At 71.2% G+C, this 16355-nt stretch carries 17 protein-coding genes and 5 pseudogenes; 16 read left to right on the top strand and 6 right to left on the bottom strand.

All coding sequences use genetic code 11. The features are described 5' to 3' along the window. Positions 1-3 precede the first annotated feature (3 nt). Positions 4-687, bottom strand: a complete 684-nt coding sequence (locus ACIBW9_RS14380) for a hypothetical protein (RefSeq protein ID WP_398954718.1) — start codon at positions 685-687, stop codon at positions 4-6. A gap of 904 nt (positions 688-1591) precedes the next feature. On the opposite strand from ACIBW9_RS14380, the gene ACIBW9_RS14375 reads away from it, so the two are divergent. Further along, the gene (locus ACIBW9_RS14375; protein ID WP_398954716.1) at positions 1592-1990 is read left to right on the top strand and encodes a DUF5994 family protein; all 399 of its coding nucleotides are present in this window, start codon (positions 1592-1594) and stop codon (positions 1988-1990) included. Positions 1991-2306: 316 nt separating this feature from the next. Here ACIBW9_RS14375 and ACIBW9_RS14370 read toward each other — a convergent pair whose 3' ends face one another. Beyond that, positions 2307-2786: a DUF5994 family protein gene (locus tag ACIBW9_RS14370; protein ID WP_398954714.1), complete on the bottom strand. Its 480-nt coding sequence runs from the start codon at positions 2784-2786 to the stop codon at positions 2307-2309. 280 nt (positions 2787-3066) lie between these two features. On the opposite strand from ACIBW9_RS14370, the gene ACIBW9_RS14365 reads away from it, so the two are divergent. The 6 genes and pseudogenes from ACIBW9_RS14365 to ACIBW9_RS14340 all read left to right on the top strand — a co-directional run bounded on the left by ACIBW9_RS14365 (position 3067) and on the right by ACIBW9_RS14340 (position 7295). Next, the gene (locus tag ACIBW9_RS14365; RefSeq protein WP_398954711.1) at positions 3067-3411 is read left to right on the top strand and encodes an ANTAR domain-containing protein; all 345 of its coding nucleotides are present in this window, start codon (positions 3067-3069) and stop codon (positions 3409-3411) included. Positions 3412-4082: 671 nt separating this feature from the next. Further along, positions 4083-4307, top strand: a pseudogene (locus ACIBW9_RS14360) (hypothetical protein); the annotation flags it as partial. Between the two features lie 790 nt (positions 4308-5097). Continuing rightward, a complete protein-coding gene (locus tag ACIBW9_RS14355) occupies positions 5098-5577 on the top strand; it encodes a DUF5994 family protein (protein ID WP_398954709.1) in 480 nt (159 codons plus the stop codon). A 166-nt stretch (positions 5578-5743) separates the two neighbouring features. Then, positions 5744-6160 carry an ATP-binding protein gene (locus tag ACIBW9_RS14350; RefSeq protein WP_398954708.1) on the top strand — a complete coding sequence of 139 codons (417 nt, stop codon included), beginning with the start codon at positions 5744-5746 and terminating at the stop codon, positions 6158-6160. A 124-nt stretch (positions 6161-6284) separates the two neighbouring features. Then, positions 6285-6747: pseudogene (locus tag ACIBW9_RS14345) on the top strand (helicase-related protein); the annotation flags it as partial. A 119-nt stretch (positions 6748-6866) separates the two neighbouring features. Then, entirely contained in the window at positions 6867-7295 is a 429-nt protein-coding gene (locus ACIBW9_RS14340; protein ID WP_398954707.1) for an STAS domain-containing protein, read from the top strand. On the opposite strand, the gene ACIBW9_RS14335 is transcribed toward ACIBW9_RS14340, so the two are convergent. Continuing rightward, positions 7228-7443 carry a fatty acid desaturase family protein gene (locus tag ACIBW9_RS14335; protein WP_398955224.1) on the bottom strand — a complete coding sequence of 72 codons (216 nt, stop codon included), beginning with the start codon at positions 7441-7443 and terminating at the stop codon, positions 7228-7230. The genes ACIBW9_RS14340 and ACIBW9_RS14335 overlap by 68 nt on opposite strands. 50 nt (positions 7444-7493) lie before the next feature. Here ACIBW9_RS14335 and ACIBW9_RS14330 point away from each other — a divergent pair. Continuing rightward, positions 7494-7571, top strand: a pseudogene (locus ACIBW9_RS14330) (hypothetical protein); the annotation flags it as partial. A 9-nt stretch (positions 7572-7580) separates the two neighbouring features. Here ACIBW9_RS14330 and ACIBW9_RS14325 read toward each other — a convergent pair. After that, positions 7581-7727 (bottom strand): annotated as a pseudogene (locus tag ACIBW9_RS14325) (transposase); the annotation flags it as partial. A gap of 437 nt (positions 7728-8164) precedes the next feature. Between ACIBW9_RS14325 and ACIBW9_RS14320 the strand changes: the two are divergent. Then, positions 8165-8527: a hypothetical protein gene (locus ACIBW9_RS14320; RefSeq protein WP_398954704.1), complete on the top strand. Its 363-nt coding sequence runs from the start codon at positions 8165-8167 to the stop codon at positions 8525-8527. Positions 8528-8934: 407 nt separating this feature from the next. On the opposite strand, the gene ACIBW9_RS14315 is transcribed toward ACIBW9_RS14320, so the two are convergent. After that, positions 8935-10128, bottom strand: coding sequence for a serine hydrolase domain-containing protein (locus ACIBW9_RS14315; RefSeq protein ID WP_398954703.1), 1194 nt, complete (start codon positions 10126-10128; stop codon positions 8935-8937). Between the two features lie 370 nt (positions 10129-10498). Between ACIBW9_RS14315 and ACIBW9_RS14310 the strand changes: the two genes are divergently transcribed. Both ACIBW9_RS14310 and ACIBW9_RS14305 read left to right on the top strand, forming a co-directional pair. Then, complete coding sequence (locus ACIBW9_RS14310) at positions 10499-10753, top strand: hypothetical protein (RefSeq protein ID WP_398954701.1); 255 nt, start codon at positions 10499-10501, stop codon at positions 10751-10753. A gap of 193 nt (positions 10754-10946) precedes the next feature. Beyond that, positions 10947-11435, top strand: coding sequence for a DUF5994 family protein (locus ACIBW9_RS14305; RefSeq protein WP_398954699.1), 489 nt, complete (start codon positions 10947-10949; stop codon positions 11433-11435). Positions 11436-11663: 228 nt separating this feature from the next. Here ACIBW9_RS14305 and ACIBW9_RS14300 read toward each other — a convergent pair. Continuing rightward, positions 11664-11909: pseudogene (locus tag ACIBW9_RS14300) on the bottom strand (DUF5994 family protein); the annotation flags it as partial. 862 nt (positions 11910-12771) lie between these two features. Between ACIBW9_RS14300 and ACIBW9_RS14295 the strand changes: the two are divergent. The 5 genes from ACIBW9_RS14295 (at position 12772) to ACIBW9_RS14275 (ending at position 16352) form a co-directional block, all read left to right on the top strand. Beyond that, on the top strand, positions 12772-13116 hold the full coding sequence (locus tag ACIBW9_RS14295; RefSeq protein ID WP_398955222.1) for a hypothetical protein: 345 nt from the start codon (positions 12772-12774) through the stop codon (positions 13114-13116). 322 nt (positions 13117-13438) lie between these two features. Next, the gene (locus ACIBW9_RS14290; RefSeq protein WP_398954697.1) at positions 13439-13891 is read left to right on the top strand and encodes a DUF5994 family protein; all 453 of its coding nucleotides are present in this window, start codon (positions 13439-13441) and stop codon (positions 13889-13891) included. 236 nt (positions 13892-14127) lie between these two features. Further along, the gene (locus ACIBW9_RS14285; RefSeq protein ID WP_138054044.1) at positions 14128-14331 is read left to right on the top strand and encodes a cold-shock protein; all 204 of its coding nucleotides are present in this window, start codon (positions 14128-14130) and stop codon (positions 14329-14331) included. Positions 14332-14503: 172 nt separating this feature from the next. After that, on the top strand, positions 14504-15991 hold the full coding sequence (locus ACIBW9_RS14280; RefSeq protein ID WP_398954695.1) for a DEAD/DEAH box helicase: 1488 nt from the start codon (positions 14504-14506) through the stop codon (positions 15989-15991). 55 nt (positions 15992-16046) lie between these two features. Beyond that, positions 16047-16352 (top strand): hypothetical protein, encoded by a 306-nt coding sequence (locus tag ACIBW9_RS14275; RefSeq protein ID WP_398954693.1) that lies wholly within the window; start codon positions 16047-16049, stop codon positions 16350-16352. Positions 16353-16355 lie beyond the last annotated feature (3 nt).

Raw genomic sequence — 16355 nt, 5'->3', positions numbered from 1 at the left:
TGTTCAGGCTCCGAGGACCAGAACACGGAACGGGCCGTGCGGGAACGGGGACGTGCGGGGCGCGTCGCCTTCGACGTACCGCCACCCCCAGGACCGCAGCGCTTCGGCGGTCCTGCTGTCGGAGCGGCTCACCAGCATGACGCCGAGCGCGGCGCCATGGTCGGTGAGCAGCCGCTTCTGCAGGCGCCGGGCAAGGTTCCAGGGACGGTCCTGGTTCTCTCTGCGCACCTGGGGCGGAACGAGTATCACGGAGATCACCAGGAGGCGTCCGGAGGCGGCGGCGCGCAGCAGGCTCCCGGGAAGGTGTCCGTCGAGCCCCTCCCACCAGGGCCCGTCGCCGCGCACGGGGAAGCCGTAGGCGCACCCGGTCAGCTCGGTGGACTCCGCGATCACCAACTCGAATCCCGGTCGCCGCAGGTCTGCCGCCAGCCGTCGCAGGAAGGCGCTGCGGGCCTGGTTCCACGCCCAGGGGCCACCGCCCGAGGTCTGCGCGTACAGGTCGCCCAACTCCCCCATGCGGTCCTCGATCTGACCTCGGGTCAGCTCACGGACGCGTTCACCCGCGCGGGGCGACGAGCCTCGCTCCGGCCCCGGCCGACGCTGCTTGGGGGTACCTCGCCGGTCCGGGCCGACGTGCCCCCCGAGGAGCTCGGTGGTCGTCGGCGGAACCGACACGTTCACGGTCATGGGGCTCGCCCTGCCCCGGGCACGGACGAACCCGGCCCGGTGTCGTCGCTCGCCGAGGGCGGCAAGGGTGTCGGAGCCGGTGCGCGAGGAACTCTCGGTGTCTCCACCGTACTCCCGGCCGCGCATGCCCCGCGGTGGACGCTGTGGCGGGCGGTGCCCGGACCGGTGGGGCGGTTGCAGCGGGGCCGTCTGCCGCCGCCGGCCGGGGACAGCACCACGCGACGGAGTACGGTGGAGGCACTGAGGGCATGTCGCACACCGGCTCCCGCGCCGGTCTCGTCCTCGGCGAGACACACTCGCCGGAAGACCCGCTGAACCCCGGGGTCTCCCGAGACAGGTCGGCATGATGGCCTCGGCCCCTGACCCTTTCACGGCTCTCCCACAGCGCTCCTCGGCGCCTCCTTCCTCCCCTCCCTCCCGGCCTTCTCGCCCCTCCCGCCTTCGCCCGAGCGGGCAGCCCGGCGCCGCGCGGGGCCTTTCCGCCACCGGCTCGCGGCCGGAGCCCGACCCGCGCAGGGCCGTCCTGCTGTTCTTCACCACCGGCGCCGTCGCCCCTTGGCACAGCGGTCCGCTGTACCCGGCCGACTGACCGTCAGGACGCGACCGCGCCGGACACCCCCTTGGCATGGCTGCGTTCCTCGTGCTCACCCCGACGGAGCGGCCGCCGACGACACATCACCGTCGGAGAGCCTCACGACCACCGCGACTGCGTCCGAGGACGGTGCCGACCACGTGGCCGGCACCGGGCCACGCACAAGAGACCGGCCGCCACGAGGCGTTGAGGCAGCGTCGCCCGGCTCACGGCGCCGGCACGCACACAGGGGACGGAGACGACATCCATGCCGGAGTCGACCGCCACGCCTGACCCGAACCAGCCGCTCCATCAGCACCTGAAGGAACCCTCATGACCGCCACAGCGCCACCGCTCCCGCCCACCAGCCCTCACCTCCGTCTGCGCCTGGCCCCCGACAGCCCCCTGCCGCGCCGCCTCGACGGCGTGTGGTGGCCCCGTTCCTACGACCTCCTGGCGGAGCTTCCCGAGTTGCTCGCCGGGCTGCCACCCGCCTGGGGGCACATCGCCGGCATCACCGTGAACGGAGCGGCCTGGTCCGCGGCACCGGGCCGGATGCTCGTGTGCAACAAGGTCGTACGACTGCGCAAGACCGTCGCGCGGCATGCCCTGGACACCGTGGTCCTGCTCGCCCCCGGTCACGGCCGCTGGGACCTTCTGGTCGTGCCACCGGACACCACCGAGGAGGATGCCGAGCCGCTCATGACCGGCGCGCTGAGCTCCCCCGCCTGACGTCGGCGGGCTCGCCGGGCGCCCGCGCGACCGCGCAGGACGCCGGGCGGCGCATGCTTCCCGCGGGCTCGTGCGACGGGCGTCGACAGGCGTCCGACACCGCCGCACAAGACGCCCTCACCGACACGTGCAACCGCTCCCGACCCCGGCTGCCCACTGGCGCTCCGCCGAGCCGAGCAGCCCGGATCTGCCGGCTCCGCAGGAGTGAGGCACTCGTCCGGTTCCGGCGCACCGTGCAGGAGCACGACGTCCGGACGAGCGGAGGCTTCCGGCCCGCGGTCCCGGGTCGGCCCGATGGTGGCGGTGAGGGTGTCCCTCAGGGCGCCGCGCTCCCGGTCCCGGTGTCGATGAGGATCTGTTCCGCCCGGGTGACGTTGTCGGGCCGCACAGCCTGGGCCATGGCGGCGTGCGCGGCCTCGGGTGTCGCGTTCGGCGGAATCACCAGCAACGAGAAGATGTCCTCTTCCCCCCGGGTGATCAGAACGGTGTCGTCACCGACGGCGAAGGAGTCGATGTGCACCACACGGTCGTCGACGACGATCCGCGTCGGGAGCCCTTCCCAGCCCGCGGCATCCAGCCCTACTCGGGTGACGGGACCGAGGTGTTCGGCGAGGGCCGTCACGAGGGCGGGCAGCTCGGCACCGATGTCCCGGGACCGCGGCCACCACGCCCCGTCGAGGATGCCCTCGCGCGACTTCGTCGTCTTCAGCCGGAGCAGTGCGCTCCCGGGCCGCAGGTCGGAAAGATCAGCACTGGGCAGATGCCGTGAACCAGGGGGTGTGTCGGAGTCGACCATCAGGAACCTGCCCGTCTTCGAGGTTCGGCGTCTCCGGCGAACACGGGATCGGAAGGTGCCTTCACCACGTTACTCCGCGTGGTGAAGTGAAACCGCGTCTCCGGCAGTGGGATCACCGGGAAGGGCACCACAGAAAACCTGGATCCCGTGAAGGTCGTTCCATTCCAAGCAGCGTGTACAAAAACGGTGTCCTGGGGTAATAGTCGAACTGTCGTCCTCGCAATTCCGCTCCGGCATCAGCGACCCGGGCGGGAGACCCGCGGTCTGGGATGTGATCACGATGGACAACCCGCTGAACGGCACACCCGTACGCACCGGAGTGCACACGGTCCCGGGACGAGAAAGCCTCCTGACCAAGATCAGCGATCTGCAGACGGAGATCGGTCAGCTGCAGGAGGCCATCGTCTCCCACACCGTCATCGACCACGCGATCGGCGTGGTCATCACCCTCGGCGGCCTACGTCCCGACCAGGGCTTCGAAGTCCTCCGAGAGGTCTCACAGCACACCAACATCAAACTGCGGCAGATCTCCGAAGAACTCGTGAACTGGGTCCACGGCGAACAACTGCCCGACGAGATCCGCAATGCTCTGGACAGGGCGCTCGCCGCCGCGCGGTCCCGTTGAAGGCACGGCTCTGCCGTCCGCTGTCGCAGCCGGACGGCAGGAGCGGGCGGACGAATTGAACGCCGGCTCACTGCCGAACCGGCACGCGACGCGACCTCCGCCCACCGTGTCCCCGAGCGCCTCCAGCCGAAACGCCCACCCCCAGGACTACCGCCACCGATTGTCGAGCGGAGCTTCAGCAACGGGCGGAGCTTCGGATACAGGCACTCACGCTCACCGGGAGCGACCCGGTGGCGACCGAAGGCAGCCGGCCCACGGGGGACCGACGGCCCCGTTGCGCAGTACACGGACCCGCGACTGCCGAGACCCCTCGCCCCGCTCAGCAGGTGTACGTCATGGCCGGCGCACTACGGCGCCCTCCGCACCCCACCCCGCGCTCCGCCTCCGCCTCACGCCCCACAGCGCCGTGCCGCGCCCCGTCGACAGGGCGCGGTGGCCTCGCTCGTACGACCCGCCGACCGAACCCCCCTCGCTGCTCGCCGGACTGCCGCTCGCCTTTGCCACCTGGTCAGGGTCCGGGTGAACGGCACGGCGTGGTCCGACGCTCCGGGCCGGATGCCCCTCTGCAACCAGGCCGTACGACTGCGCAGGACCACCGCGAGGAGGGGCGGAGCGCCGGAGTACGGTCGAAGATCCGGTCCACTGATCCGTGACGAGACGACGAGGTCGCCATGCGGCAGCCCACGGAAGCACCCCGGGAAGGGCATGCCGACGTACGCATCGTCGCGCCCCCCGAGGTCGCCCGGCGCGTCGCGAAGGTGCTCCGTCGTTGCTTCACGGCCACCGAGCAGCGCAGCTATCCCGCGGGCGCCGGGGGAGGAAGGCGCCTCGAACTCGTCGTGGACACGACGCGGGCAGCGGAACCGGCGCGGTCCTGGCTGGAGACCAGCCGCTCCCGGGAGCAGACAGCCGGCTGCCGCGCGCACAAGCGGCGACAGGGCCGTCGGCGCGATGGCGTCCCGCCGGGTGGTGCGGCCGGTCAACGGACCGGAACGCGCAGGTCACGCCGGGGACTTCGCCGGACGGGTACTCCCGGCGCCCGGCCGGGGCACTTCGCGTGCCGCACCTGAGCGGAGATCACCGCGATGCGGGTGGCGGAGGGCACAGCGCATGATCGTTTGCACCACCTCGCGGGACGCGACCGCCGGCGCAAGCGCCTTCCGACGGCCGCCGCCGGTCGTCCGATCCTCGGCGGCGGCCGTCTGAGACTCCCCACGCGGCCGAATCCCCCCTTCACGGGCGCGCGATCGGGAGCCGTGTGCCCCGCATCGGACCGTGCGACGGCACGCGGGAGGCACCGCACCGGTCTCGCGACGAGGGGAAGCAGGACTGTCGAGCACAGGAGCCAGCCCACCATGGGCAACGAAAGCCGACTGCTCTGCAGAGGCTGCGAGGTGGTCCTTGCCCAAGGGCTGGGGGCACGGGCAGCCACCGGGCTGCCGAACCGCGTGCGTTCCGACGGAATCCTGTGCACGGCGGAGTACCGCAAGCCTAGGCGGACTCACCCCGGGTGAGAACCCCTGCGAGCGATGGATAATGTCTCGGACGGCCCGGCTGTCGACGCACCGGGGCGGAGTAGCGTGGAGCGAACCGGGAGTTGCCCGTACGCCGGCTGCCCGTCGGCGTCGTTCTCGGCGCACCACGACACCGGTCCGTCGCACGGCGGCCGGGGACAGGGACCGCGACATGAACGCGCCCATCGGTCAATGCGCCTCGCCCGACCGGATACCGCCCTCCTCGCTTCGGCCGGCCCGTCTCACCCTGCGCCCGCCGGCCTTCCCGCCCGGCCCCGTGAGCGGCGCCTGGTGGCCCCGTTCCGACGACCTGTCGGCCGAACTGCCCGCTCTCGTCGAGGCGTTCGACAGGTCGTGGGGGCGGGTGACCCGGATCGCCGCACACCGCAGCGCCTGGCCTCAGGCACCGTGCGACCTGCCCGTCACCGGCCACACGGTGCGGGCTGCGTGGTTCACGTCCGGTTTCGACCCGCACGCCATCCGGCTCTTCGCCTACGGCGTCGGACGCCGGGACCTGCTGATCGTCCCGCCCGGTACCGGGACGGCCACGGCCGGGCGACTGATGACGGCCGCCGCCGATCCCGCGCTCCGCCTCACCGCGAGCGCGCTCCTTCTGGACGCGGGAAGAAGTCGCCCGGCGCGTGACATCTGACCTTCGCGGTGCCGCGTCGGCGACACCCGGTCCATCCGCTTCCGGTTGGCGATCACCTGCACGGGGCATCAGCACCGGGCAGGCCCGGCGGGGGAGAGCATGCCGGGCACCGGCGAGCGGCCACGGCCATGGTGGTCGGGTGGCCCAGGAGGGGAAGTGATCCGCCATGCGTACGCATCGGCGTACCCATCGGCGTTCCGCAGGAGTCGAGTACCTGCTGCCCGACGAGGCCGAATCGGCGGGCATGGCACGAAAGTTGACCTCGCAGTTCCTCGCCCGGCCCGACCGCCGGGCGGCGGGGCTGGACGCCGAGCACATCGGCGACGCGACCCTCATCGTCTCCGAGTTGGTCACCAACGCCACTCGGCACGGCGGCAGCTGCCGTCTGCGCCTGCACGTGTCGGACACCCAGGTGACCGTCGAGGTCTACGACGGCAGCCCCGGCCGACCCGGTGTGCGGCCGTTGACGACCTGGGGTGAGAGCGGGCGGGGCCTCGCCATGGTGCGGTGCCTGGCGCAGCACTTCGACATCGATCCGGTCGACGGGGGCGGCAACAGAGTGCGCGCGGTACTGGCGCTGTGACGGCCGGGGCGTCACTCCTCGGCCCGCTCCTTCCCGTCCGGGCGTAGCCTGAACGTATCGAGGGCTGTTCGCGCTGCGCGACCGGCGGTGCCGTTCCCGGCGAGTGACGAAACGGGCTGCCGTCCTCGGCTCCCGGGACGGCCTGGACACCAAGCACGCGGTGGACCGGCTGACCAGGCACCTGCTCGGCAGCGGCGTCTGCGCCGCCGCCCTGCACGGCGGCAGGTCCCAGCCGCAGCGCACCCGCACCCTCGCCCAGTTCAAGAGCGGGCAGGTGACGGCGCTGGTGGCGACCGATGCCGCGGCCCGCGGCATCCATGTCGAGGGCCTTGATCTGGTCGTCAACGTGGATCCGCCGGGTGACCACAAGGACTGTCTGCACCGCGGCGGCCGTACCGCCCGCGCCCGTGAATGCGGCAGCGTCGTCACCCTGGTGACGCCGGGCCAGCGGCGCGAGGTGAGACGGTTGATGACCTCGGCCGGCATCGCCCCGGCGATCACCGCGGTGTGCTGAGGCGGAACTGAGCCGCATCACCGGCGCCAAGACCCCGACCGGCGTCCCGCGAAAGACGCCTCGGCCGACACCACGCGGCAGTAGGCTCGACGCGCGGTAGCCCTTGGCCCCGGCCCTCTCCGTGCAGTCCGTTCCGCGCAACAGAGGCTCTGCGCACACTGAAGCTCCAACCGGACAGAGGAGATGGGGCGCATGTGCGCTCATCCCGACCCGCCCGAGCCTTTCCCGACGCCCGAACTGTTCGACGAATGCCGGATGGTGCACGCCCACGGCGAGCTGGACCTGACCTCCGTGGCACCCCTGGTGCACGCCCTGGAGGATGCCCGCACCGGATGCGGGCGCGTCTTCCTCATAGTGGACCTCCGCGAGGTGACCTTCGCGGACGGAAGCATCCTGCGCCCGCTGTGCGAGGCGTGGGACGACTGCCGGGCCCGGCGGGGCTGGGTCCGCGTCGTCCACAGCAGCCGGGGCATAGACCTCGTCCTGCTCGGCGGCGGCGTACTCGGCCGTTTCCCGGCCTATGCCAGCGCCCAGGACGCCTGGCGCGGAACGCCTACGGCAGCGCGTGACGCAGCATCCGCCCCCACATCGACGCGTACTGCCGGCGAAGAGGCCCCGTGACGTACGGCAGTCCGTGCCGGGCGCAGATCTCCCGCACCCGGGGCGCGATCTCGGCGTAGCGGTTGCCGGGCAGGTCGGGGAAGACGTGGTGCTCGATCTGGTGGCTGAGGTTGCCGGTGAGTACGTGGAAGAGGAAACCGCCGCCGATGTTCGCCGAGCCCTGGATCTGGCGGGCTGGTCGCCGCGGTCCGCAAGGTCATGCTCGGCGCCGCCTGGCAGCGGAGCAGGGTTCATTTCCTGCGCAACGTCTTCAGCGTGATCGACCGGGACTCCGGCGAGATGGTCGCCGCTCTCGCTGTCCCCCGCCATCAGGCCCAGGACCTCGCGGTTGCCGTCCTCGGTGATGCCGGTGGCGACCACCACGGCGCGCGAGACGATCTGATGGTTCACCCGCGCCTTGCAGCAGGTCGCGTCCAGGTAGACGCAGGGGAAGCGGACGTGATCCAGCGGGGACGTCTGCCCAGGTCAGAGACGTAGCGCCGATCCAAGCGCCGTCGCTTCCCAAGCTGAGAGCGCGAGTTCGATTCTCGTCACCTGCTCCACGATTGAGGCCCAGGTCAGAGACCCGGGTCTTCTTGCTGTCCGTGGTGACCAGCAGTCGCGTACCAGATTCGTGCCAGATGCTTGATCGTCGGGGCGGGTGGGCTCTCGTTCTGGCACGGATGCAGCTTCCTGCACTTGCTCCCGCGCCTTGCGTACGGTCGAGTCGAGCCCCGCTGCAGCTTCCTGCTGTCGGCCTCGATCACCAACGAGTCGCCGACGCTGCGGACCCAGACCTCCTTCTCGGGAGCCTCGGTCAGCAGGATCGCTGCTGCGGCCCAGGTCTCCTCACACACCCGGGTGTCAGACCCTTCCGCCATGCTCTGTCCATGCTGATTGCGACCAACGGCCGGGGCCACGCGGTGAAGAGCCCCTCGGAGCCGGCCATAGGAACGATGCTCGCCGACCTGGATCAGGGCGATCACCTGATCCTTGAACGGCAGGACGAAAACCAGGACGGCCACTGGTACATCCAGGTCTGGTTCCGCGACAAGGACACCTACCAACTGGAGTACCGCGACGGCGTTCCCGCGGAGCACCACCAGACACACACGGGGTCGCAGGACAAGGTCCTGCAAGCACTCCTCAGCTGGGTGGCCGGCAAGCCCGCCTGGCAGGAGGGCTTCATGTGGACCAACATCGGCCACTGGTTCACGCCGGACACCGAAGGCGAGGACGATCCGACCGCCTGACCCTGCGCCGCCGCCCACGGGATCAGGTCGCCGGAAGCTGGTACGACAGCACGTACGCGTCGGCAGCCATGACCGTGTCGCACACCTCGACGGCACGGCCACTTGGTCTCGAACCGAAGCTGAGTGTCCAACTGCGTGACAACGCACACGAACACCGGCGGACAAGCGCGGACGAACACGAACCATCAGCGCAGGTGGGCGTCGCCCCGGCCCAAGGAAGCGCCCCCACTCACGTTGCATCGGGAAAACGTGCTGACCCGCATGTCTGCCAGGAGTCACAGCTCGGTGATCTCTCAGGGCCTCAACGCAAGGCAGGAATCGTCCAGGTCCGACTGCACGCCGCGCTGTCGGACCGTCGAAAGTTCAAGCCTCCAGAATGTCCTCGCCCGCGTCACCTTGGGCGTGTGTCAGTTCTGGTCGGACGCGTCGCCGTAGACGTTGCCGGGGCTGATCACCCGGGTGATGGCCCGGCCGAGCAGGGTGCTGGGATTCTCGCCGTTCGAGAGGATGTCGGTGTTGAGCAGGATCACCATCGTCGCCTTCTGGGCGGGCAGGTAGACCGTCAGGCTCTGGTACCCGGGCAGGGAGCCGGCGTGGCCGATCCACCCGTGGTTGATGTCGATGCCCAGCCCGTAGGCGTCACCCGGCGCGCCGGTGGGCTGTGCGTCGAGGCGCTCCGCCTGGGTCTGCGGGGTCAGCAGCCCGCCTGTCGCGACGTTCTTCGCCCAGGAGCGCATGTCGTCGAGGTTCGAGATCATCGCGCCGGCCGCCCAGCCCCAGCTGGGGTTGAAGTCCGTGGCGTCCCCCACCGTGCCGTCCGGCGTCTGGTCGGTGTAGCCGTGGGCGCGCGGCCGCGGGAACTCCGCCGCCTTGGGAAGGAAGGTGTGGTCCAGGCCGCTCGGCCGCGTGATCAGGTCCCGGATCACGTTCCTCAAGGGACGGTGGGTGACCTTCTCGACGACCAGGCCGAGCAGCACGGTGTTGGTGTTGGAGTAGTCGAACTGCGTGCCCGGGGGGAACAGGTTGGGGTGCTCGAAGGCGATGCGGAGCAGCTCACGCGGCGACCACTGGCGATGCGGCTCGGTCGCCAGCAGGTGCTGGAAGCCCTCGTCCTTGGTGTAGGCGAACAGGCCGCTGCGCATGTTCGCGAGCTGACGCAGCGTGATGTGCTCTCCGTCGGGCACTCCGTCGACGTACGCGGAGATCGGGTCGTCCAGGCCGACCTTGCCGCGGTCGACGAGCTGGAGCAGCGCGGTGACGGTGAAGGTCTTGGTCTCGCTGCCGATCCGCATGTTCAGGTCGGTTCGCATCGGGGCGCAGTCACGAGTGTCCGCGACGCCGAAAGCCCGCACGTAGCGCGGCTGTCCGGGCTTCCAGACGCCTACGATCACTCCAGGGACACCGGCGTCGGTGGCCGTCTGCTGGATCACCCGGTCCAGTTTCGCCGCGGTCGCTTCCCAGGGCTGCGACGCGGCGACCGATTCCCTGGAAACCGGTACGGCCGCTGCGGGAGTGGCAACCGGGGGCAGGACGGCTGCCACGCAGGCAGAGATGACCATCGCGATGCTGACCAGGGCGGTTCGGCCCGTCCGGATGCACATGCGTTCTAGGTAAGTCCCTCCCGTTCTTGGCCCGAAGCGCCACGCCGCCACCCAGCGCGCATTCATCCGAACGCCCAGGGCCCGCGCATGCCGACGGTCACCGCAGACCGAGGACGATCCGGCTGGTGCTCTTCGTGCCGTTGGCCCACCGGCACGGCATCGAACTGCCCCCTGCGCATACGTGCAGCGCCCCGAAGCGCCCGTGGGGCGAGGGCTCGGTGATCGATGCGGCTGGACGGGTGCAGTTCGGCACCCCCGCGGCTCACTGCGGCCGGGAAGGCCGCTGGTCACGCGCGTAAGCCGCGAGACGCGGCGGAGTAGAGTCGAAGATCCGGTCCGCTGATCCGTGCCCAGATGACCCGAGGTCGCCATGCAGCAGCCCGAGCAAACCCCCTCGGAAGGCCACGCCGACGTACGCATCGTCGCGGCCTCCCCCGAGGTCGCCCGTCGTGTCGCAGAGGTGCTCCGCCGTTGCTTCGCGGCGACCGAGCAGCGCAGCTATCCCGCGGGCGCCGGGGGAGGGACGCGCCTCGAACTCGTCGTGGACACGACGCGGGCGGCGGAACCGGCGCGGTCCTGGCTGGAGACCAGCCGCTCCCCGGGAGCGGACAGCCGGCGCGAGTGAGGCGACGGCCGGCGGCGGTCCGTTCGGCCTGTTCGAGGAGTAGCGTGAGGTCATCGGGAGCATTTCGCACACCGGCCCCGATGCCGGTGTCGTTCCCGGTGAGCAACAACGCCGGACAACTGCCCACGCGCAGGGAGTCCGGAGACGGGTCCGCACGATGTCCGCGACCACCGGCCGTCCTCCGCTGAGCGCCATGTCCTTCAGGTCTCCGACCGCCCGCCTCGCCCTCAAACCCCTGCCCCCATCCCCGGGACACGTCGAGCTGGACGGCGCCTGGTGGCCCCGCTCACGTGACCTGACACAGGAACTCACCCCGCTGGCCGACGTGCTGGACCCGCTGTGGGGCCGGATCACCCGGATCGCCGTCAATCCCCGCTACTGGCCGATCATTCCGCGCAGGGTCTTTGTCAACGGCCATGTGGTGAAGGTCGGTTGGTTCACCTCGGAGCTGGATCCGCACAAGATCCTGCTGCTGTCCGGCACGTCGGGCCCCTGGAACCTCCTGGTGGTTCCCCCGGAGACCGACGACACGGCTGCCGCCCGGCTGATGGCCGCCGCGAGCGACGGCACGGGGCCTCGTTCGACCGCGTCCGCCCTCATGGCGGCGGAACAGCCCGACGGCACGGCCTCGTCGTACGACACCGGGGCCGGCCCGGTGGACCGGCCGGCGGCCGGCATGTGACGGCCTGCTCCCCGCCCGGCCTTCAGTGCCCCGGTGACCTGTGTGAGCCGCCCGGCAGCCGGTCACGGGCCGGGTCAGGTCCGACCGCCCGCGGCGGCTGACATGAGCGGTTCCGCGGCCTCGTCGGTCGTGTCCGGCGGCACGACCAGCAGGTCCCAGCGCCCCCGGCCGGGGGGCGAGCAGGACGACGGTGCGCGGGGCGGATGCCGCCGGTGTCCTGCGCAGCCGTACGACCTGGTTGCAGTGGAGCATCCGGCCGGGCACCGCGGACCACGTCGCCCCGCTGACCGTGACGCTGGTGATGGAGCCCCACGCGCGCGGCAACCCGGCGAGCAGTGGCGGAAGTTCGGCGAGGAGGTCGTACGAACGAGGCCACCACGCGCCGTCGATGGCCCGGGGCAGGTCCCTGCGCGGGGCCAGACGCAGGCGTAGGGCGGGCTGGGAGGGAAGCGGGGGTTGCAGTGCGGTGGTCATGACGGCTCCTGCCAACTGCCTTGAACGATGGGATGGTTGACGTCGGGCACGACGGGCCGCGACCCGGTCCGGCGGCGGCCGGCGCGCGTCGTGCAGCCGGCAGAGGCGTTCGAGGCGGCGGATGACGGCGGCCGAAGGGCCGGCCGTCCGCGGTCGACACCGTGCCGGGCGGTGGGGTCGGCGTGGTGGAAGGGGGGCGGGCTCTCTCACCGAAGGAGCGCGGGGCCGGCGGCCGCAGGCTGGTGGCCCGGTCGTGGTGCCTGCGGCGACAGGGGCGCCCCCCGCATCATGCGGCTGCCCGTGATCGTGTAGAGAACCACGGCGAACAAGATGTCGACGGACCACGATCACTGCCGTCACGGGCACGTAGAGCCGCTCCCCGCCGGCCGCCGCGGGCGGGCAACGGGCCGTCCGGCGGGAAGAGGGAGGAGCCGTCGTGGTCCTGGGGCGGCGATGTGGTGACCGACGGGGTCGCCGCGGTGGACCTGGGTGACACGGAGGGGCTCCTTGACCTCGGCGGAGGCCACTGGGACGCAGGTGCGGCCGGGGTCACGGGCTGCCCGTGGTGGATGGGTGGTGTACTGGAGACGACCTGTCAGATAGGCACGACACACCCTCGTTGTCCCCACCGTACTCCCCGGGCCGGGAAGCACTCGGAGACCGCTGGTCGGGCCCCGGGCGGGGTGCGCTCGGGCCGGTGCCGCGTTGACACGGATCGTCGCGGGACATTGACTGGCGGGACGGCGCAGGGCCGTGATGGCAGGGCCGATCGGGCTTCAGGCAGCCTGAAACAGGCCGCCGAGAAGGCCAAAGGCGTCTTCGGGCGGCGCCCCCCATCACCACGGGAACGGTGGATACGACGATGTACGACCAGACACGCGCCCAGCAACCCGCCGACCGGCCCCCGGGCCTCGCCGGGCGCCGCGCCCCGGGCGTGGAACCGCTGCTCCCGACCGACGAACGGGACAGGATCGTCCGGCGCCTCGGACACGCCGTGAACACCTTCGCGGACGCTCCGGGCGAGGCCCTGGAGGAGGCGGAGAACGCCTTCGACGAAGCCACCGAGGCGCTGGTGAACGCCCTTACGGAACGTCGGCGCCTCCTGCGCGCGGGCTGGCAGGACCGGGACCCCGAGACGCAGTCCGCCGAACTCCGGCTCGCGCTGCGGGAGTACCGGGAGATCACCGGGCGGCTGCTGCGCGCCTGAACCGGGAGGATGCTGCGCGCACGAACGGCCACAGGTCCGCCGGCGCAAGCGCCTTCCGACGGCCGCCGCCGGTCGTTCGATCACTGCCGGCGGCCGTCCGGGACTCCCCGGGCGGCCCACCGCCGCCCGGTCCACAGAGTGCGCGCGGTTCTGGCCCTGCGACCGGCCTGACCGGCCCGGGCGTCGCTCCTCGAACCGCTCCTCCCCGTCCCGGCGTAGCCTGAAGGTACCGAGGGCTTTTCGCGCAGCGCGACCGGCGGTGCCGTTCCCGGCGAATGACGAGTCGGGCAGCCGCCCTCGGCTCCCGGGACGGGACCGCACGATGGAACCCAGAAGCACGCCTGCCGAAGCCCCACCCGCGGACGGCGGGCACACCTACCGCATGCCCCTGCCCCGCCTGGCCCTCACCCGGGAAGTCAGCCACGGCCCGCTGGACGGAGCCTGGTGGCCGCGCTGCGACGCGCTTGAACTGGAACTGCCCTCGCTCGTCGCCGCGTTGGAGCCCGACCGGTTCACCACGGTGGCCGTCACCGTGGACGCCGCTCAATGGCCCGACGCACCGCACACGGTGATGTCACCCGGCAGAACGATCACCGTGGAACAGACTCGATCCGCGGACGAAGAGAATGTCATCACCCTGGACTGCGACACCGTCGGGCGCTGGGTGCTCCTCGTCGTCCCGCCCCAGGAGCCTCCCGACGAAGCATCCCGGCTGATGACCGCCGCGGCCGACCCCGCGCTCCACCTCGGCGCGAGCGCGCTCCTGACCCGCTGATCGGCAAATATCTGTCGCCTCGAAGAGAGAATTAGACACGGGGGAGGAGGAATATTCCTCTGGCCACCCGGCTCAGCGGAATTACTCGCGACGGGCGGCCCGGCGCGCCGTGCTACTGTCGAGACAGGTTGCAGTTGTGGTTGCCAAAAGGGTTCATTTTCCGACGGCTGATCATCGCGGCGACACGGAGGGCGCACAGGGCGAACTCCGAGCACCGTTTCCGAAGGAGAAATGACATGGCTACCGGCACTGTGAAGTGGTTCAACGCCGAAAAGGGCTTCGGCTTCATCGAGCAGGACGGCGGCGGCGCCGACGTCTTCGCCCACTACTCGAACATCGCCACCCAGGGCTTCCGCGAGCTGCAGGAAGGCCAGAAGGTGTCGTTCGACATCGCTCAGGGCCAGAAGGGCCCGACCGCCGAGAACATCGTTTCGGCCTGACCACAGCACCGACGCATACTTCGCAGCTGGGGCCCGCACCTTGGGGTGCGGGCCCCAGCTGCATTCTCAGGGGAAATCCCCCCTGTCGTCTTCGGCTCGTTCTCGATATTCTCCGCGCTTCATCGTGCTGCGGGAATTCCTTGATACGCGCCCGCATCGAGGAAGATTCCACATGAACAGAGCACCCGTTTCACGCGCTCAACGCACTCGGCGAACCACGCGCGCCACCCGCCCTTACGACCGTTTCGAGGGCTCCGCCGCACACCGCTCCGGCGCCCGGCGCCGCCCCAACGGCCACGACAGCCGACAGGCCGCGCCCCGCGGCGAGTTCGCGCTGCCCAGGACGATCGAGCCCGCACTGCCCGCCGTCGAGTCGTTCTCCGAACTCGCCCTGCCGACGCCGCTGTTGGCCGCGCTCGGCCACGAAGGCGTGAGCGTGCCGTTCCCGATCCAGGCGGCGACCCTGCCCAACTCCCTGGCCGGCCGTGACGTACTCGGTCGCGGCCGCACGGGTTCCGGCAAGACCCTCGCCTTCGGCCTCCCGGTGCTGGCCCGGACGGCGGGACGGCGAGCCGAGCTGCGACAGCCGCTGGCCCTGATCCTGGTGCCCACCCGCGAACTCGCCCAGCAGGTCACCGACGCGCTCACCCCGTACGCCCGCGCCGTACGCCTGCGGCTGGCCACCGTGGTCGGCGGAATGTCGATCGGCAGGCAGGCGAACGCACTGCGGGCCGGGGCCGAGGTCGTCGTCGCGACACCGGGGCGGCTGAAGGACCTCATCGACCGCGGCGACTGCCGACTGGGCGAGGTCGCCATCAGCGTCCTGGACGAGGCGGACCAGATGACCGACATGGGGTTCATGCCCCAGGTCACCGCCCTCCTCGACCAGGTGCGTCCCGAAGGCCAGCGGATGCTCTTCTCCGCCACCCTCGACCGCAACGTCGACAAGCTGGTCCGCCGCTACCTGAGCGACCCGGTGGTCCACTCCGTCGACCCGTCGGCGGGCGCCGTCACCACGATGGAGCACCACGTGCTCCATGTGCATGAGGCGGACAAGCACCGCACGACCACCGAGATCGCAGCGCGCGACGGCCGGGTGATCATGTTCCTGGACACCAAGCACGCCGTGGACCGGCTGACCAGGCACCTGCTCGGCAGCGGTGTCCGCGCCGCCGCCCTGCACGGCGGCAGGTCCCAGCCGCAGCGCACCCGCACCCTCGCCCAGTTCAAGAGCGGGCAGGTGACGGCGCTGGTGGCGACCAATGTCGCGGCCCGCGGCATCCATGTCGACGACCTCGACCTGGTCGTCAACGTGGATCCGCCGGGTGACCACAAGGACTATCTGCACCGCGGCGGCCGTACCGCCCGCGCCGGCGCGTCCGGCAGCGTCGTCACCCTGGTGACCCCCAACCAGCGCCGTGACATGAGCCGGCTGATGGCCTCGGCCGGCATCAACCCGACGATCACCGCGGTGCGCTCCGGGGAGGCGGAACTGAGCCGCATCACCGGCGCCAAGACCCCGTCCGGTGTCCCGGTCGTCATCACCGCGCCGACCGTGGAGTCTCCTCGCCGGGCCGCATCCGGTGGGCCGACCTCGGCCCGGAGCCGACGGGGGCGCATCCCCCGGGGCCGGTCCTCGGGGAAGCGCCGCGCAGCATGACAGGTCGCCAGTCCGTCGCGCTCAAAGGAATCCGCCCGTACCGCAGGAGGCAGCCGTGACACCGCTTCAGACGCATCGAAACCCGACCACTCCCGACGCCGTGGCCCGGGTCGACCACCTGTACGCGACCGAGGTGCGGGTGTTCGACGACATGACCGTGGAGGTGGCCCTGTCCGTCATGGCCGGTGCCGGTGTGGACCACCTGCTCCTGTGCGACGGGGACGACGAGCGCACCGGCTCGGTCACCCGGGCCGAACTCGCCGTGCACCGCGACAGTTCCGCCTACACGGACCACGTCCGGCTGCGGGACGTCCTCGGCGCACCGTGCCCGGCCGTCAGACCTTCCACCTTCTCCCTGTGAGGC

This window comes from Streptomyces sp. NPDC049541 (assembly GCF_044465725.1).
Lineage (GTDB): Bacteria > Actinomycetota > Actinomycetes > Streptomycetales > Streptomycetaceae > Streptomyces.
The sequence above is the reverse complement of the archived record's forward strand: the minus strand, read 5'-3'. Positions and strand labels throughout refer to the sequence as shown.

Coding starts and splice junctions, on each gene's coding strand:
- ACIBW9_RS14380 (WP_398954718.1), bottom strand. CDS start 687: ATGACCGTGAACGTGTCGGTTCCGCCGACGACCACCGAGCTCCTCGGG.
- ACIBW9_RS14375 (WP_398954716.1), top strand. CDS start 1,592: ATGACCGCCACAGCGCCACCGCTCCCGCCCACCAGCCCTCACCTCCGT.
- ACIBW9_RS14370 (WP_398954714.1), bottom strand. CDS start 2,786: ATGGTCGACTCCGACACACCCCCTGGTTCACGGCATCTGCCCAGTGCT.
- ACIBW9_RS14365 (WP_398954711.1), top strand. CDS start 3,067: ATGGACAACCCGCTGAACGGCACACCCGTACGCACCGGAGTGCACACG.
- ACIBW9_RS14355 (WP_398954709.1), top strand. CDS start 5,098: ATGAACGCGCCCATCGGTCAATGCGCCTCGCCCGACCGGATACCGCCC.
- ACIBW9_RS14350 (WP_398954708.1), top strand. CDS start 5,744: ATGCGTACGCATCGGCGTACCCATCGGCGTTCCGCAGGAGTCGAGTAC.
- ACIBW9_RS14340 (WP_398954707.1), top strand. CDS start 6,867: ATGTGCGCTCATCCCGACCCGCCCGAGCCTTTCCCGACGCCCGAACTG.
- ACIBW9_RS14320 (WP_398954704.1), top strand. CDS start 8,165: ATGCTGATTGCGACCAACGGCCGGGGCCACGCGGTGAAGAGCCCCTCG.
- ACIBW9_RS14315 (WP_398954703.1), bottom strand. CDS start 10,128: ATGTGCATCCGGACGGGCCGAACCGCCCTGGTCAGCATCGCGATGGTC.
- ACIBW9_RS14310 (WP_398954701.1), top strand. CDS start 10,499: ATGCAGCAGCCCGAGCAAACCCCCTCGGAAGGCCACGCCGACGTACGC.
- ACIBW9_RS14305 (WP_398954699.1), top strand. CDS start 10,947: ATGTCCTTCAGGTCTCCGACCGCCCGCCTCGCCCTCAAACCCCTGCCC.
- ACIBW9_RS14295 (WP_398955222.1), top strand. CDS start 12,772: ATGTACGACCAGACACGCGCCCAGCAACCCGCCGACCGGCCCCCGGGC.
- ACIBW9_RS14290 (WP_398954697.1), top strand. CDS start 13,439: ATGGAACCCAGAAGCACGCCTGCCGAAGCCCCACCCGCGGACGGCGGG.
- ACIBW9_RS14285 (WP_138054044.1), top strand. CDS start 14,128: ATGGCTACCGGCACTGTGAAGTGGTTCAACGCCGAAAAGGGCTTCGGC.
- ACIBW9_RS14280 (WP_398954695.1), top strand. CDS start 14,504: ATGAACAGAGCACCCGTTTCACGCGCTCAACGCACTCGGCGAACCACG.